This is a genomic window from Gordonia sp. JH63 (assembly GCF_009856645.1).
In the GTDB taxonomy this organism is placed as follows: Bacteria; Actinomycetota; Actinomycetes; order Mycobacteriales; family Mycobacteriaceae; genus Gordonia; species Gordonia hongkongensis.
Genome location: NZ_CP047235.1, coordinates 368983 through 383936 on the forward strand (window position 1 = coordinate 368983; position 14954 = coordinate 383936).

A 14954-nucleotide genomic window follows, 5' to 3' on the forward strand; every position below is an offset into this window, starting at 1 on the left:
ATCACTTCCGGACGACGAGCACGAACGGGCCGCGCTCGGTGACCTCGAAGCGCGGGTCGTCGAACACCGCCGGGTCGAAGGTGACCGTGTAGCGTTTCACGTTCGGATCGTTGGGATAGACGTCCTCGGCGAGGCGGAGCGTGTAACCGTCTGCGCTGTAACGGAACAGGAAGACATTCGGCGGGGTCCAGGGGGATCGGTCGAGCGCGTCGACGAGCTGGTCGGCGTTCTCGCTCTTCGCCCAACGCTCGATCGCGGCTGCGCGCTTGTCGAACTCGGCCAGAGGGTTCGCGTAGTGCGAGGTGAGTCCCTGGAATCCCCAATACGGGTAGATCGACAGGAAACCGAAGTCGGCGGTGAGGACGACGTTTTCGGTGCGCGGCCGGCCGGTCTGTTCACCGATCAGCTTGTCCAGCTCCGCGAAATAGGATTCGGCACCCGCCGGGCGGGCGTCGGCGCGTTCGCCGTATCCGTCGGTGTCGGTGTAGGCGGTGGTGATCTCGGTGGCGAGATGACCCGGGATGCTCTGTGCCATCGCGATTGCCGAGAGGACGGCGAGTGCGCCGACGACCACACGAACGTCGCCGAAGCGCCGTACCGCCGCATGCGCGAGGTCGACGACACCGAAGACGCCCGCCGCGCTCAGTGTGGCCACCAGGATCGGCTCGAGACGGAACGAGAGCAGGGTCGTGCCCAGGGCGGTCATCAGCATCGACAGCAGGCAGAAAAGATAGACCGTCACCACCGTGACGCCCATGGCCAGTGCGACGGTGCGGGTACGGAAGCGCAGCAGAATCCAGAGGAGGCCGATCATCGTGATCGCGCCCACGAGGTTCAGCCCGAACATCGGCAGCGGCAGCACCGAACCGCGTTCGGGCAGATAGTGTTCGGCGGTACCGCCGCTGGCGGGCGTGTTGGTCAGGCGTGCCCACAGGTAGGGCGCCCACACCAGCAGGGCGATCAGGCCGGAGATGACCCCGACGGCGACCAGACGACCGATCACCGCGAGCACGACACCGCGCCGGCGGCTGGTCACCGTGGCCGACGGAGTGGCCTTGTTCGACGCGCTCAGCCAGCCCTGGACGGCGAAGTAACCGGCCAGCAGGACAGCTGTGAGGGCGAACAGTCCGGTGTAGAGCGTGTAGGTAGCGGCAGAGATCCCCAGGAACACACCGGACGCCGCCACCGCAGGCCAACTCGTCGCGCCGCAGAGCGGACCCACGGGTCCGTCGGCGGCTCGGGTTCGTCCGCGCAGCGCGTAGGTCAGCGTGATCAGCATGGGTACGCCGATCAGCACCAGAATGGCCGCATACGGCTCCGGCGAGGCGTACAGCAACGTGACGGTGGTGACCGCGAGGCCCAGCGCGACACCGCGATCCGCGCCGAACATGCGGATGAACAGGATGACGCCGACGGCCGCGGCCACCGCCATCGACACGATCGCCCAGGTCTTGTAGGCCTCCCAGCCGGGTTGGCCGAGCAGGTTCGCGAACCGGCCGCCCCACCAGAACCAGCCGGCCGGGTAATAGGGCGGCAGATCGGTGTAGGTCATGTCCGCGAGGTGCGGGCTCGACGTCATGCGGGTGAGGTACTCGGTGCGGAACTCCTGGTCGACCGAGAGTCCGAAGAGGTAGAGACGTGTTGCGCCCAGCGGCATTCCGATGGTCACCGTGACGAAGCCCGACATCGCGGCCGCCGACAGCACCGGCACCAGCAGTCGGCCCTTGCCGTAGCGATAGAGCAGTGCGGCGATCACCAGGATGGCGATCGCCAGCACCTGTCCGGCGGTCGTCAGCGACCGGGTCACGTTGGAGGAGTTGAACGCCGGCCACTCGACGGTCCCGATGGCCGTCAGTCCCGCCATCGACACCAACCCGCCGACCACCACGGCGATCAGCAGCGACAGGACGGCCCGCCCGTGGTCCTTGCTGAGCTCGGGCTCCTTCCGGTTCTCGATGTCGGTGGCGGCGGAGCGATCGGTGGTGGCGGGATGCGTCATCGGTCGGCTGGGATCAGATCGGCAGCTTGCGGAAGATCGGACGCGGGATGTGGCGGAGCACCATCATGATGTAGCGGAACGGCCCGGGCACCCAGACGATCTCCTTGCCCTTGGTGGCCGCGGCCACCGCGAGGCGACCCACGTCCTCCTTGTCGACCGTGAGCGGCGCTTCCTTGACATGCGCCGACAACCGGGTGCGGACCTGGCCGGGGCGGATGACGAGGACGCGAGCACCGAAGGGGCGCAGCGCCTCTCCGAGCCCGAGGTAGAAGCCGTCGAGTCCGGCCTTGGTGGAGCCGTACACGAAGTTGCTGCGGCGCACGCGCTCACCGGCGACGGAGCTCATCGCGATGATCTGTCCGTGGCCCTGTGCCTTGAACTTCTCGCCCAGCAGGACTCCGACGGAAACGGCTGCGGTGTAGTTGATCTCGGCTTCGGCGACCGCGAGGCCGTGGTCCTGCCAGGCCTGCTCGTCGTCGCCCTGGATGCCGAAGGCGACGATCGCGACGTCGACGTCACCGTCGGCGAACGCCTTGTCGATGACCGCCCGGTGCGTGTCGGTGGCGCGGGCGTCGAAGTCGATCTGCGTGACCTCGGTGGCGCCGGCGTTTTTGGCCTTCTCCACCGCCGCGTCGGCGGTGGGATCACCCGGCAGGGTGGCGAGGATGACCCGCGCGGGGCCCTTGCTGAGGTACTCCGCGGTGATGGCGAGCCCGATCTCGGAGCTGCCGCCCAGGACCAGGATGGACTGTGGGACGCCCACGGCGTTGATCATTGTGTACTCGCTTTCGGTGACGTACAGGTCGGGTGCGTGTGCGGCGCGTCGAAAAGGCAGTCGGTCAGGCGAGTTCGAGTCGCCGACCCATGTCCGACATGAACACCCGGTCGGGGTCGATGCGACGACGCGTGGCGATCCACGCGTCGATCTCGGGGTACATGGCGTGGAAGTTCTCGGCCGAGGTGCGCGAGTCCTTGGCGGTGTAGAGGCGTCCACCCATCGCCATGACGCGGCGGTCGAGCTCGTTGAGGAACTCGGCGAGGCCGGCCTTGACCGGGAAGTCGAGGCAGACGTTCCACCCCTTGAACGGAAAGCTCAGGGGCGCGCGGTTGCCCTCGCCGAAGAGCTTGATGACGTTGAGGAAGCTGACATGGCCAGACGCCTGGATGTCCTCGATGAGCGCGGTGAACTCGCCCTCGTTGCCGGTCGGCACGATGAACTGGTATTGGCAGAAACCGCCGCCGCGTCCGTAGGCGTTGTTCCAGTCACCGAACACGTCGAGCATGTGGTAGAACTGCGCGAGATTCTTGACCTTGCCCTCACTGGGCGGCCCGATCCGGTAGTAGGCCTCGCCGACCGCGGAGAAGCTGAGCTTGTTGGCGAGCCCGCGCGGGAAGATGTCCGGGAAGCGGACCAGTGGCTTGTTGTTGAACGACAGCGGGTTGTCGCGGTACTTCTCCGGCAGTTCGTCGACGCGGGCGAGATTCCCCCGGGAGAACGTGCCGCGACCGAGCTTCGGCGGCGCGCTGATGGTGTCGAACCAGCCCGAGGCGTACTCGTATCCGTCCTCGAATCCGTCCTGGAGATGCAGGTCGAGGGTCTCTTGGAGCGAGCCGGTGCGCGCGGTGTCGGCGATGAAATAGGCGCTTTCGGTGCGCTTCATCTGGATCTTGGCGCGCAGCACGATGCCCGTCAGGCCGATGCCGCCGATGGTCGCCCAGAAGAGTTCGCCGTCCGGGTCGTCGGCCGAGCCGCCCTTCGTGAGGGTGAGGATCCGGCTGTCGGCGACGAGGAGCTGCATCTCGACGACGTGGTTGCCGAAGCTGCCCTGGCTGTGGTGGTTCTTCCCGTGGATGTCGTGCGCGATCGCGCCGCCCACCGTCACCTGTCGGGTACCCGGGAGCACCGGGACCCACAAGCCGTGGGGGAGCGCCGCCTGCATGAGCGTGTCCAGCGAGACGCCGGCGTCGAGGTCGACCGTGGCCGACTCGTCGTCGATCGCGTAGATCCTGGTCAGTGGGGTCATGTCGATCGTGAGGCCGCCACTGTTCTGGCCCGACTCGTTGTACGAGCGGCCCAGTCCGCGGGCGATGACGCCGCGCTTGAGGTAGTCCGGCTTGTCCGCGTTGTCGTCAGCCACGCGGGCCACCGCCTCGGCGATGACCTCTGGGTACGGCGTGGACAGGACGTGACCCTCGATCGGGGTGGTGCGAGACCAGCCCACCAGCTTGCGGGTCGTGATCGGCAGCAACTCTTCAGTAGACATCGCTAGAGAGGTTACCTGGGCGGGGTTCACAGACCGACCGTCATGCCGGGGACGCGGAGTCGTACCCATGACCTCCGAGCGCTCGTCGATGCCATCGAGAAACGCACCATTGACTGATGGCACGATACGTGGTGGCATGCATCACAGACGTAATACCGCGCACGACGAGGAGCCCGGCATGGAAGCGCTCAGAGATGTGACCCGTTCCGACGACGGAATCGACGAGGTGTCGCAGCGCCTACTGGCATCTGCCGCGCGGTTGTCGCGCAATGCACTGACCGAGATCGACTGGGATGCGCCGCTCGAGAAGGACAAGTACGGCTGCAGCCCGGAGTGGTCGACTCTCTATGGAACGGCCTACTGGGATGAGATGACCGAGCAGCAGCGGATCGCCCTCACCCGGCACGAGACGGCGTCGATCATGAGCATCGGCATCTGGTTCGAGATGATGCTGCAGGAGATGGTGATTCGCGATCAGTACCTCGGCGACTACCACCGCCCGGAGTTCCAGTTCGCCCTGACCGAGGTCGCCGACGAGTGTCGGCACTCGCTCATGTTCGCCAAGACGTCGTACAAGCTGACCGGGACCAGCTACACGCCGCACCCGCGCCTGGGTCGCTTCGGCAAGTTGTTCATGCGCGTCGCGGGCAGTGAAGTCGCCTACGCCGGAATCCTTGCCGCCGAGGAAGTCCTGGACGTGCTGCAGCGTGGCTGCATGCGTGACGATCGGGTGCTGCCGCTCGTGCGCACCGTCAACGAGATCCACGTCCTCGAGGAATCTCGCCACATGCGTTTCGCGCGTGAAGAGGTGCGCCAGTCCATGGCGGACGCCAGTTGGATTCGGCGACAACTCAGTTCGGTGATCACCGCGATGGCCGTGTCCTACATCCTCGTCAGCCTCGTCCGCCCGAAGGCCTACGCCGACGCCGGTCTGGACCACCGTCGGGCGGTCGGAGAGATGCGCCGCAACCACCATTTCCAGTCGATGGTCCGCTCGGGTTGCGCACACCTCATGGGCTTCCTCGACGAGGTGGGTCTGCTCACCCGGCCCGCGGCACGGATCTACCGCAAGGTGCACATGCTCTGACGGACTGAGGGCGATGGCCGCTGGTGATCACGAATCCTGGTGCGGCGGAGTGATGATCGCGGCGTTGACCAGCGAGAGCAGGTCTTCGATGCCGGTGCCGTCGGGCAATTGGTCGGCGAAGTCGGTCTCCAGTGCGGCCAGGCCGTGCGCCATGGCGAAGGTTGCGACGGCGATGAGGTTACCGGGCACGCCGCCGCCCCAACCGTGGTCGGCGGCGTCGGAGACGGTGCGCGTGTGCAACTCCCATCCGCGCGCCCGTGCCGCGATTAGGTCGGGCGCCTTGTTGTCGACGAGTCGTGAGCCCATCATCAGCGTGACCGTCGCGCGATTGTCGCGTGCGAACCGGACGTAGACCTGCCCCAGCGTGGCGACGGCCTCGCCGAGCGGGGCGTCGTCCGGCAGTTGCTCGAGCGCGCGCATGTGTTCGGTGTGGAGGTTGTCGAAACCGCGGACCGCGACCGCGGTGAACAACGCCCGACGATCGGCGAAGTGGTGGGCCACCGACTGATGCGTGATACCCACCCGGCGGGCGATCGCACGCAGGCTCGCGTTCTCGGGTCCGGCCTCGTCGAGTTCGGCGACAGCCGCGACGAGCAGAGCTTCACGGACCTCGGGCGCGGTCCGGCGTCGGATCGGGCAAGCCGGCTTCTGCATGCCCGCGATTATGGCTCACCGCGTTCGTGACGTGGCACGACCTCGCCCTCATGTGCGAGCCGGGCGGCGGGTCGGCCAGGACGTCGGCTTCGGATCTTCACGGTTGTGTTCCGATCTGGGCGTCCGACGGGCGATTCATTCTGCGACGATGGGTGCCATGGAGCCAGCCCACGCCAGTCCGGTCGACGGCACTCGATGAGAACGACCGTGCTGGGTGTGCCCAGTAGTGCCGGCGCCTACTGCGTGGGTGTAGAACGAGCGCCCGGCGCGTTGCGAGCTGCCGGCCTTGTCGAACAGCTGCGGGCGTCGGGCACGGACGTCGTCGATGCCGGCGATCTGACGACGCGGCTGTGGTTTCCCGACCGTGAGCGACCGTTCGCGCAGAACCTCGGCGAAGAGGCGGATGCACTCGTCGAGCTTTCCACCGCTGCGGCGAGCCTGCTCGCAGCGGAGCAACGTCTGCTCGTGCTCGGCGGAAGCTGCACAGTCGCCGTCGGACTCTGTGACGCGATGGCACGTGCCGGAGAACGGCCCAGCTCGTCTACATCGACCGGCATCTGGATCTCAACACCCCCCGCTCGACGACGGAGGGCTCACTGAGCTGGATGGGGATGGCACACGCGCTGGGTCTCGAGGGGGCCGCGCCGGAGTTGGTCGATCTGATGTACCGCACACCGTTGTTGCAGCCGTCGGACCTGGTCTACCTCGGCGTTGATCTGAGTCGAGAAACAACTGATTGGGAACGCGGACAGGCTGCAGAACACAGAATCGCGGTCGTCGACCAGACCGCGCTCTGCGACGACCCCCGAGGTGCGGCCGCCGACGCCCGCCGGATTCTGGCGTCCGGACCGTTCCTGGTGCATCTCGATGTCGACGTACTCGACTTTCTGGACGCGCCGATCGCCGAGAACGTGAACGGCCGAAACAGCGGGCCGACCATCGCGATCCTCGGACAGGCCCTCGGCGCGCTGCTACAAGACCCCGACTGCTGGGGAATGTCGATCGGGCAGCTCGACCCGGCGCATGCGTCGGCAGATCGAACCGCGATACCCAGGCTGGTGTCGGTGCTCGTCTCGGCACTGAGCTCCACCTAGCCCCGTGTGGTGACACCCGCTCACTTGCGTCTGTACCGGCTCGATCCGCGGTGAGCTGATCCGGCCGTGTCCCGAGTCACCGACCCATGGAATAGAACTCGTGATTGGGTGCCACCGCCGTCAGGTGTGCGAGTCGGTTCGACGCGGCGAAGAACGCAGTGATCGCCCCGACGTCCCAGATCTCGTCATCGGTGAGCCCCGCTTGCCGGGCGCGAGCCATGTCGCTGTCCGCGAACAGTTCTGGGGTCCTGGTCAGGGCGAGAGTGAGATCGACGATCGCGCGCTGACGCTCATCCAGGACCGCTCCGGCAGGGTTGGTTGCCACGTGATCGGAGAGGTGTGGATCCTTGGATCGCACGCGCAGGATGGCGCCGTGGGCGACGACGCAGTAGATGCATCTGTTCGCTCCGGACGAGGCGACGACGACCAACTCGCGTTCGGCTTTCGACAGCGGGCCCGGTTCCTCCATCAGGACGTCGTGATAGTCGAGGAACGCTCGTAGCTCGTTCGGGCGATGCCCCAGCGCGCGAAAGATGTTGGGGACGAAACCAGACTTCTCCGCGATGGGGTGGATGCGATCGCGAAGGTCATCCGGCAGGTCGGCGAGTTCGGTCAAGGGGAATCGGCTCGTGGTCATGGCAAGGCCTTCCGTCACAGGGGCGCACCCTGCTCGCTTCGCGAGGAGTCCATGGTCGCGCCTTGCGACGTGACTCACCACCCCCGGAAGAAGGGGTCACGGCCATCACGCATGGAGTTCATGGCGGAGGTCCGCGTCGGATGGCTTCGAAGCAAGACGCGGGCGTTCGGTGGACCTTGCCAACGTGCGATGTCACATATAGAGTCCCTGCCACTGGCAGGCAGAACGCGGCTCGGCAGGCATAAGGCCAGGTCGAGGCGCGGATGCCTGATGTCGATGGGGGTCCGATGAAGAAGTCCGTTGCGTATGCAGGCTCGTGGTGGATCGTGTGGGTGGTCATCGCGGTGATGTCCGTGTCGGCGTTCTACGTCGGCAAGCTGCGCCTGAGTGAGATCCCCGACCGGGCGATCGGCCACTCGCCGGCGGCGCCTGAGGCGGGCGTCGTGCGCGACAAATCGATCGAGTACGTGGTGACCGGCCCGGCGGGCTCGTCAGCGCGGGTGTCCTACATCGAGCCCGGGGGACGGGTCGTCGACGACAAGGTCTCCGTTCCGTGGCGGATGGTGCTCCGTACGCGCGAACTGACGACTTCCGTCGGGGTGCTCACTCAATCATCAGGTCGCGGCGCGGTGTCATGCGCGGTGCGGGTCAACGGATTCGAGCGAGCGAGGCAGACCGGCTCGGGTGCCGACGGCAGCACGGTCGCCAATTGTCTGGTTCCGGTGGCGTAGGTGAGCGCCGACGAAGGGGAGCGGCAGATGACCACCAGACGCGAGCGGTTCGCTCGACTCCGACAGGGACTCTCCACCGAGATCCGGCGGCCCGTTCGCCGCGAGGTGCTGCGCGGCAGGGCATCGCAGAGGCCGCGGTTCGCACGCTTTCTGTACGCCTGTTCGCTGCCGGTCATAGTCATCTGGTTGCTCATCGCCGGCGTTCTCAACATCGTTGTGCCCCAGCTGGAATCGACGGTCACCGAACATGCGCAGTCTTTCCTGCCCGACGAGGCGTCGTCGGTGCAGGCGCTGGTCAAGATGGGCGAGTACTTCGGCGGCGGGGGCAGCAACAACTTCGTCTACGTACTCATGGAGGGTGACGAACCGCTGGGGCCCGACGCCCGCACCTACTACAACGACCTGCTGGCTGCGCTGACCGCGGACACCGAACACGTCAATTCCGCGATGGACCTGTGGTCGAATCCCGATCTCGCTCCGGCTGCACAGAGTTCCGACGGTCACGTCGCCTACGTCCTGGTGAATCTCGCCGGGAACATGGGCACCGCGCTGGCCATGGAGTCGACCCAGTCCGCGCGGGACACGATCGCAGCGTCGACACCGCCACCCGGCGTCGACGTGCACGTCACCGGTCCGTCGGCGGTCGTCAACGACGAGATGGTGGCGATCAACGACTCCATCATCCTGCTGGTCTCGGTGTGCGCGTTGCTGGTCGGTGCCGTGCTGCTGCTCGTCTACCGGTCCGTGGTCACCGCGATGGTCCCGCTTCTCGGGGTGGGGCTGGCGTTGGCCGTGGCCCGCGCGACCATCTCGTTCCTGGCGGAGAACGAGATCATCAAGGTCTCGATCTTCGCGGCAGCACTGTCGGCGGTGATCGTCCTGGGCGCGGGCACCAACTACGGGATCTTCCTGGTGGGCCGATATCAGGAGGCGCGCCGAAAGGGACGTGACCCCGAAGACGCCTACTACGACGCACTGGCCGGCGTACAGCACATCGTTGTGGCGTCGGCGCTGACAGTGGCCGGTGCGATGGCGTGCCTCGCGGCAACGCGTCTGGCGATGTTCAGCACCTCCGGATTGCCGTGCACCATAGCCATTCTCATCACCCTCGCGGCTGCGCTCACCCTCGGCCCCGCGGTCCTGGCCCTCGCCACCAGGCTCGGGTTCGTGGAGCCGCGCGAGTCGGCGTCGCCACGACGCTGGCGCCGGATCGGAACCACCGTCGCTCGATGGCCGGCTCCGGTGCTCGCGGCCGCACTCGCGGTGCTCGCGGTCATGATCGTCCCGCTCGCCATGTACGCGCCGAGCTACAACGAACGTCGCGCCCAGCCGGCGGACTCACCGGCGAACGTGGGATTCGCTGCGGCAGATAGGCACCTGCCGCCCAACATCATGGCGCCGAGCGTGCTCATCGTCGAGTCCGACCATGACATGCGCAATGCGGCGGATCTGGTCGCTCTCGCGCAGATGACCGACGCCGTCGCCTCGATCGACGGGGTGAACGCGGTCCAGGGGATCACCCGCCCCCTTGGGCAGACCCTCGACCAAGGGACTCTCACGTCGCAGGCCGGGTACATCGGTAGCCGCTTCGGTCAGATGACATCGCTTCTGCGCGATCGGATCACCGATCTCGACGCGATCGGCGTAACGGTCGATCGTCTGGACACCGCCATCGACGGCCTCGACACCGCGCTGCAGCAAGGGGCGGCCGGCGCGGGATCCTTGTCCGATGCCACTGCGCAATTGCGGCGCACGAGCGAGTCGACGCTCACCAAGGTCGACGAACTGTCGGCGGGGATCGCACCGGTGCGTGGACTCGTCGAATCGGTTCCGCAGTGCCGGGACGTCGACGCATGCCGCACCGCACTGAGCGGGCTGTCTGTTCTCGATGACGTTCCGGCACTGCGCGAATCGGTCCGGGATCTCGCCGGCGGCACCCGCTCCCTGAGTGGCGCGTTGCCCACCGCCGCCGCGCAGATCCCGACGCTGCGCGCCACGGTCACCGACATCCGCGAGCTGATCGGCCCCTTGCGCACGACACTGGGTGCGCTGCTCCCGCAGGTCGGCGAGATCACCGACTTCCTCGACGAGGTCAGCGGGGCGTACTCGGCGGGCAGTCCCGCGGCCGGCGGGTTCTTCCTGCCCAGCCAGGCGCTGGAGAGTCCGCTCTTCCAGAGCGGCATCCCGTACTACTTCTCCGACGACGGCAAGGCGACGCGGATGATCGTCACCCCGCAGCGCGAAGGTTTCAGCCGCGACGCGATGGACGTGAGCGCGGAGGTGATCCCGACGTCACTGGCGGCGATCAAGAACACATCGCTCGCCGGATCGACCGTCAGCATCGGCGGGCCGGGCGGCATGCTCCTCAACATGGAGTCGTTCGCGCACGAGGACTTCATCGCGATCGTCGTCGCCGCCTTCGCCTTCGTGTTCTGCGTCGTCCTGTTCCTGCTGCGCAGTCTGGTCGCGGCACTCGCCGTGATCGGGACCGTCGGGCTTTCCTACCTGTCCGCGATGGGGGTATCGGTGTTCCTGTGGCAGGGTCTCATCGGTAATCCGCTCCACTGGTCGGTCGCACCCATCGCGTTCACCTTCCTGGTGGCGGTGGGCGCCGACTACAACATGCTGTTGGTCAGTCGTTTTCGAGAGGAGTACGGGGCGGGTGGCGGCACCGGCCTGATCCGCGCGATGGTCGGTACGGGCAGCGTGGTCACCCAGGCCGGACTCACCTTCGGGATCACGATGCTGGCCATGCTCGCCAGCTACGCCCACAACGTCGCGCAGATCGGCACGACCGTGGCGATCGGGCTGCTGATCGACACACTTCTCGTCCGCACGTTGGTGATGCCGGCGATCGCGCGACTGTCCGGTCGCTGGTTCTGGTGGCCGACGCCGTTCGTGTCGCTACCCGCGCGAGTGGCGGATCGGGCTACGACGACCATCGCCGACGACCGCCCCCTCGCCGAGGTGCGCGCGTAGGGCCCCGTCGACGGGTTTGACGCCTCGCTCCGACGGGCACGCGGATATCTCACGACCCGACGACAGGAGCGCGGCAGATGAGTCACAAGCCACCCAAGGACGTCCAGGAGGCTGCCCAGCGCGCGGTGCGATGGATCGACGACGGCAAGGCGGGTAAGGGGTTCACTGAAACCGGCCGCCATCGGGCCCACCAGTTGGCCGACGGCAAGGACGTCGACGACGACCAGATCAAGAAGATGCGCAACTACTTCTCTCGCCACGAGGTGGACAAGAACGCGACCGGGTTCAACAACGGCGAGGACGGCTTCCCGTCAGCGGGACGTGTGGCCTGGGATGCGTGGGGCGGCGACCCGGGACGCCGGTGGGCGAATGCGCAGAAGATCGAGGGTGACTGACCGGGCGTGGAGGTCCGGCCGTGATGTCTAACGAGGCGACTCGAGCGCATCCGCACCCAGCACTGCCGCAGCGGCGTTACGGCCCGGGATACCGCTGACCCCGCCGCCGCGACGAGCGCCCGCGCCGCACAACAGAAGTCGCGGATGCGGGGTCTCCACGCCCCACTGGCCGACTTCCGACACGGTCTCGGCCCACGGCCATTGCAACGGCCGGTGGAAGATGTGCCCGCCGGGCAGTCCGACGGCGTCCTCGAGGTCCTGCGGGGTCTTCGCCTCGATGCACGGCCGGCCGTTGGCATCGTGCGCGATCACCGCCTGGATCGGTTCCCCCAACACCGAATTCAACGAGGCGAAGGTCGCGCCGACAGCGTGCTCGACGGCGCCGGGTTCGTCGAACACGTCTGGTGGCATGTGCAGCCCGAAGAGCGTCAGCGTGTGTTTGCCCGCGAGCTCCGGGCCCAGGATCGACGGGTCGGTGAGCGTGTGGCAGTAGATCTCGCACGGCGGGACCTCCGGCACCTCACCACGATTCGCTTGCCGCCACGCGTCGTGCAGCTGGGTGGCGGTCTGGTTGATGTGAAAGGTCCCGGCGAAGGCCGACGCGGGCGGGGTCGACCCGTCGCGGAGTCGCGGTAGTCGGTCGAGCAGGAGGTTGATCTTGAGTTGCGACCCGCTGGCGTCTGGCTCGCAGGGGATCGGCGTCCCGTCGAGGAACGTGTTGAACACCTGCGGCGCGCACGCGGCATAGAGCATCGAACCGCGGAAGGTGCCGCTCGTCGTCTCGACGGTCCCGTCGCCGGGATCGACGCGGGTGATCTCGACGCCCGTTCTGATCTCGGCTCCCGCCGAGGTCGCCGCCTGGTAGAGCGCACCCGACACCGCGCCCATCCCGCCGACCGGGACGTCCCAGTCGCCGGTTCCGCCGCCGACCACGTGGTACAGGAAGCAGATGTTCTGGCGAAGGGACGGATCATCGAGGTCGGCGAAGGTGCCGATGAGTCCGTCGGTGGCGGCGATCCCGCGGATCAGGTCGTCGTCGAAGTACTGACGGAGCAGCGTGCCCAGCGGCAGCGTGGTGAGCGCCTCCCACAGTTCGGCGGTCGACGTGTCGGTGGTGGACTTGTCTGGGCCGACGACGAGGTCGTGCATGTCGGCGGCGGTCCGCAACGGCTGGGTCATGGTCGGGAAGACGCGGTCGGCGACCACGCCGAGCCGACGGTAGAACGACTGCCACGCGGTGAAACCGAGGTCGGAGCCGGTCACCCGCCGGAACGACGCGGCCGTCGCATCGTCATCGAGGTTGTCGACGAGGATGCCGCGCGCCGGATCCGACGGCAGGGGCGTGTACGACGAATAGCGCCGTCGGATGAGTGTGACGTCGAGGTCGAGGTCGGTGATGATCTGGCTCGGCATCAGCGAGACCAGGTACGAGTACCGCGACAACCGCGCGGAGAGACCGGCGAACGGCGTCGCCGACACCGTGGCGCCGCCGACGTGGTCGGCCTTCTCGAGGACGAGCACACGCCGGCCGGCACGAGCGAGGTAGGCCGCAGCGGTCAGGCCGTTGTGTCCCGCGCCCACCACGATGTCGTCGTACGACGCGTCGTCTCCGGTACTCATCGGTCAAGCGTTCCAGATCGACCGGCGGCGCAGGATGTGGTTGTCGACATATCCTGATGCGGTGGACATCCCCTCGGTCGAGCTCAGCAACGGCACCTCGATCCCCCTGGTGGGGCTCGGCACCTACAACATGCTCGGCCGGCCGGCTGTCAGCGCCGTCAGCTCGGCGATCAAGTCCGGTTACCGCCTCCTCGACACCGCGCCCCGGTACAGCAACGAGCTGAGTGTCGGGATGGGCCTGCACGGGACCGGCGTCCCGCGCGAGGAGATCGTCGTGCAGACCAAGCTGAGCGGCGGTGACCAGGGTTTCGACGAGGCGATCAACGCCGCCAAGGAGAGCGCTCGCCGGCTCGGTGTCGCGCATATCGACGTGTACCTCATCCACTGGCCGTGCCCGAGCCTGGGCCGCACCGTCGATTCCTGGAAAGCGTTGCTCACGCTCGCCGACGAGGGATACGTCCGCACACCCGGCGTCTCGAACTTCAAACAGCACCACCTGCAGATGCTCTTCGACGAGACTGGACGCTGGCCGGTTCTGAATCAGATCCAGTGCTCACCGTCGCTGCCGCGAACCGAGTTGCGGGAGTTCATGTCCGACAAGGGTATTCATGCTCAGGCGTGGCATCCGACCGGCCGCAAGGAAGGCCTGCTCGCCGACCCGGTCATCCTCCGGATCGCGCGCAAATACGGCAAGTCGCCGACGCAGATCGCATTGCGTTGGTCGGTGCAGAACGGCATCAGCGTCGTCCCGAAGTCGTCGCACACCGGCCGCCAGGTGGAGAACGCCGACCTGTTCGACTTCGCTCTCGACCCCGCCGACCTGGCCGAACTCGCCACCCTCGACCGCGGTGAGCGCGCCGCCCGTGACTCCGACGTCGACGAGGAGTTCTGACCCCGCCCGTCGACTGGGCGTCCGCTTTCGTTGACCGTGCGTTCTCGGGTCAGCGGATCTTGAAGATGACCATCCGCTGGACGACGAAGTTGATGACCGTCGCCGTGCCTTGGGCGACGACGTACGCCGCGAAGCTGTACAGCAGCGTCTCCTGCCAGGCATGCGACAGAAGCGTGTAGATGCCGACGTTGACGAAGTAGGTCACCACGTAGAGCGCGACGACCGACACGAACCGCGCCATGCTCGGTTCGGCTCGGAACGTCCATCGACGGTTCAGCAGGTACGCGACGGTGGTGCCGAGGATGAACCCCGCGGATTTCGCGGGCCAGAACGGCAGGTCCAGGCCGTATTGCAGGAGGATCGTCAGCCCGAAGTCCAGAAGTCCGGAGAACCCGCCGGTGATGACGAAGCGAACGAGCTGAGTCTTCAGACCGACGTTCGTCGACGCCTCTTCGTCGTCGAGGGGCAGCTCGATCGGCATCGGCGCATGGCGCGTGGCGAAGTCCTCGTGGCTCGGTTCTTCGTCATCGCGGACGTGGTCACCAGGGTCGGGTCGAGACACGCTGACACCCTAGCCGACGACGCCCTGGCAACCGTGCCGA

Annotated in this window: 12 protein-coding genes and 1 pseudogene; 6 read left to right on the plus strand and 7 right to left on the minus strand. The window is 67.0% G+C overall.

Translation table 11 applies throughout. From position 1 onward, the window contains the following. Position 1 precedes the first annotated feature (1 nt). From GR168_RS01590 to GR168_RS01600, 3 genes are all read right to left on the minus strand, one after another. Positions 2-1999, minus strand: a complete 1998-nt coding sequence (locus tag GR168_RS01590; protein WP_159369835.1) for a galactan 5-O-arabinofuranosyltransferase — start codon at positions 1997-1999, stop codon at positions 2-4. A 13-nt stretch (positions 2000-2012) separates the two neighbouring features. Beyond that, entirely contained in the window at positions 2013-2774 is a 762-nt protein-coding gene (locus GR168_RS01595) for a decaprenylphospho-beta-D-erythro-pentofuranosid-2-ulose 2-reductase (protein WP_065631239.1), read from the minus strand. A gap of 64 nt (positions 2775-2838) precedes the next feature. Beyond that, a complete protein-coding gene (locus GR168_RS01600; RefSeq protein ID WP_159369836.1) occupies positions 2839-4263 on the minus strand; it encodes an FAD-binding oxidoreductase in 1425 nt (474 codons plus the stop codon). Positions 4264-4441: 178 nt separating this feature from the next. On the opposite strand from GR168_RS01600, the gene GR168_RS01605 reads away from it, so the two are divergent. After that, the gene (locus GR168_RS01605) at positions 4442-5350 is read left to right on the plus strand and encodes a diiron oxygenase (protein ID WP_137810763.1); all 909 of its coding nucleotides are present in this window, start codon (positions 4442-4444) and stop codon (positions 5348-5350) included. Positions 5351-5377: 27 nt separating this feature from the next. Here the strand turns inward: GR168_RS01605 and GR168_RS01610 are convergent, their stop codons facing one another. Next, the gene (locus GR168_RS01610) at positions 5378-6004 is read right to left on the minus strand and encodes a TetR/AcrR family transcriptional regulator (protein ID WP_159369837.1); all 627 of its coding nucleotides are present in this window, start codon (positions 6002-6004) and stop codon (positions 5378-5380) included. Between the two features lie 195 nt (positions 6005-6199). On the opposite strand from GR168_RS01610, the pseudogene GR168_RS24205 reads away from it, so the two are divergent. Beyond that, positions 6200-7098, plus strand: a pseudogene (locus GR168_RS24205) (arginase family protein). A gap of 76 nt (positions 7099-7174) precedes the next feature. On the opposite strand, the gene GR168_RS01620 reads toward GR168_RS24205, so the two are convergent. Beyond that, positions 7175-7735 (minus strand): peroxidase-related enzyme, encoded by a 561-nt coding sequence (locus GR168_RS01620; RefSeq protein ID WP_159369838.1) that lies wholly within the window; start codon positions 7733-7735, stop codon positions 7175-7177. Between the two features lie 287 nt (positions 7736-8022). Between GR168_RS01620 and GR168_RS01625 the strand changes: the two genes are divergently transcribed. The 3 genes from GR168_RS01625 (at position 8023) to GR168_RS01635 (ending at position 11840) form a co-directional block, all read left to right on the plus strand. Continuing rightward, positions 8023-8466, plus strand: coding sequence for an MmpS family transport accessory protein (locus GR168_RS01625; protein ID WP_159369839.1), 444 nt, complete (start codon positions 8023-8025; stop codon positions 8464-8466). 27 nt (positions 8467-8493) lie between these two features. Further along, on the plus strand, positions 8494-11445 hold the full coding sequence (locus GR168_RS01630) for an RND family transporter (RefSeq protein WP_159369840.1): 2952 nt from the start codon (positions 8494-8496) through the stop codon (positions 11443-11445). Positions 11446-11522: 77 nt separating this feature from the next. Next, positions 11523-11840 carry a hypothetical protein gene (locus tag GR168_RS01635; RefSeq protein ID WP_159369841.1) on the plus strand — a complete coding sequence of 106 codons (318 nt, stop codon included), beginning with the start codon at positions 11523-11525 and terminating at the stop codon, positions 11838-11840. Between the two features lie 27 nt (positions 11841-11867). On the opposite strand, the gene GR168_RS01640 is transcribed toward GR168_RS01635, so the two are convergent. Continuing rightward, a complete protein-coding gene (locus tag GR168_RS01640) occupies positions 11868-13460 on the minus strand; it encodes an NAD(P)/FAD-dependent oxidoreductase (protein ID WP_159369842.1) in 1593 nt (530 codons plus the stop codon). 61 nt (positions 13461-13521) lie between these two features. Here GR168_RS01640 and GR168_RS01645 point away from each other — a divergent pair, with 61 nt between their 5' ends. After that, a complete protein-coding gene (locus GR168_RS01645; protein WP_159369843.1) occupies positions 13522-14352 on the plus strand; it encodes an aldo/keto reductase in 831 nt (276 codons plus the stop codon). A 49-nt stretch (positions 14353-14401) separates the two neighbouring features. Here the strand turns inward: GR168_RS01645 and GR168_RS01650 are convergent, their stop codons facing one another. Next, positions 14402-14914 carry a GtrA family protein gene (locus GR168_RS01650; RefSeq protein ID WP_083229456.1) on the minus strand — a complete coding sequence of 171 codons (513 nt, stop codon included), beginning with the start codon at positions 14912-14914 and terminating at the stop codon, positions 14402-14404. Between the last annotated feature and the right edge of the window lie 40 nt (positions 14915-14954).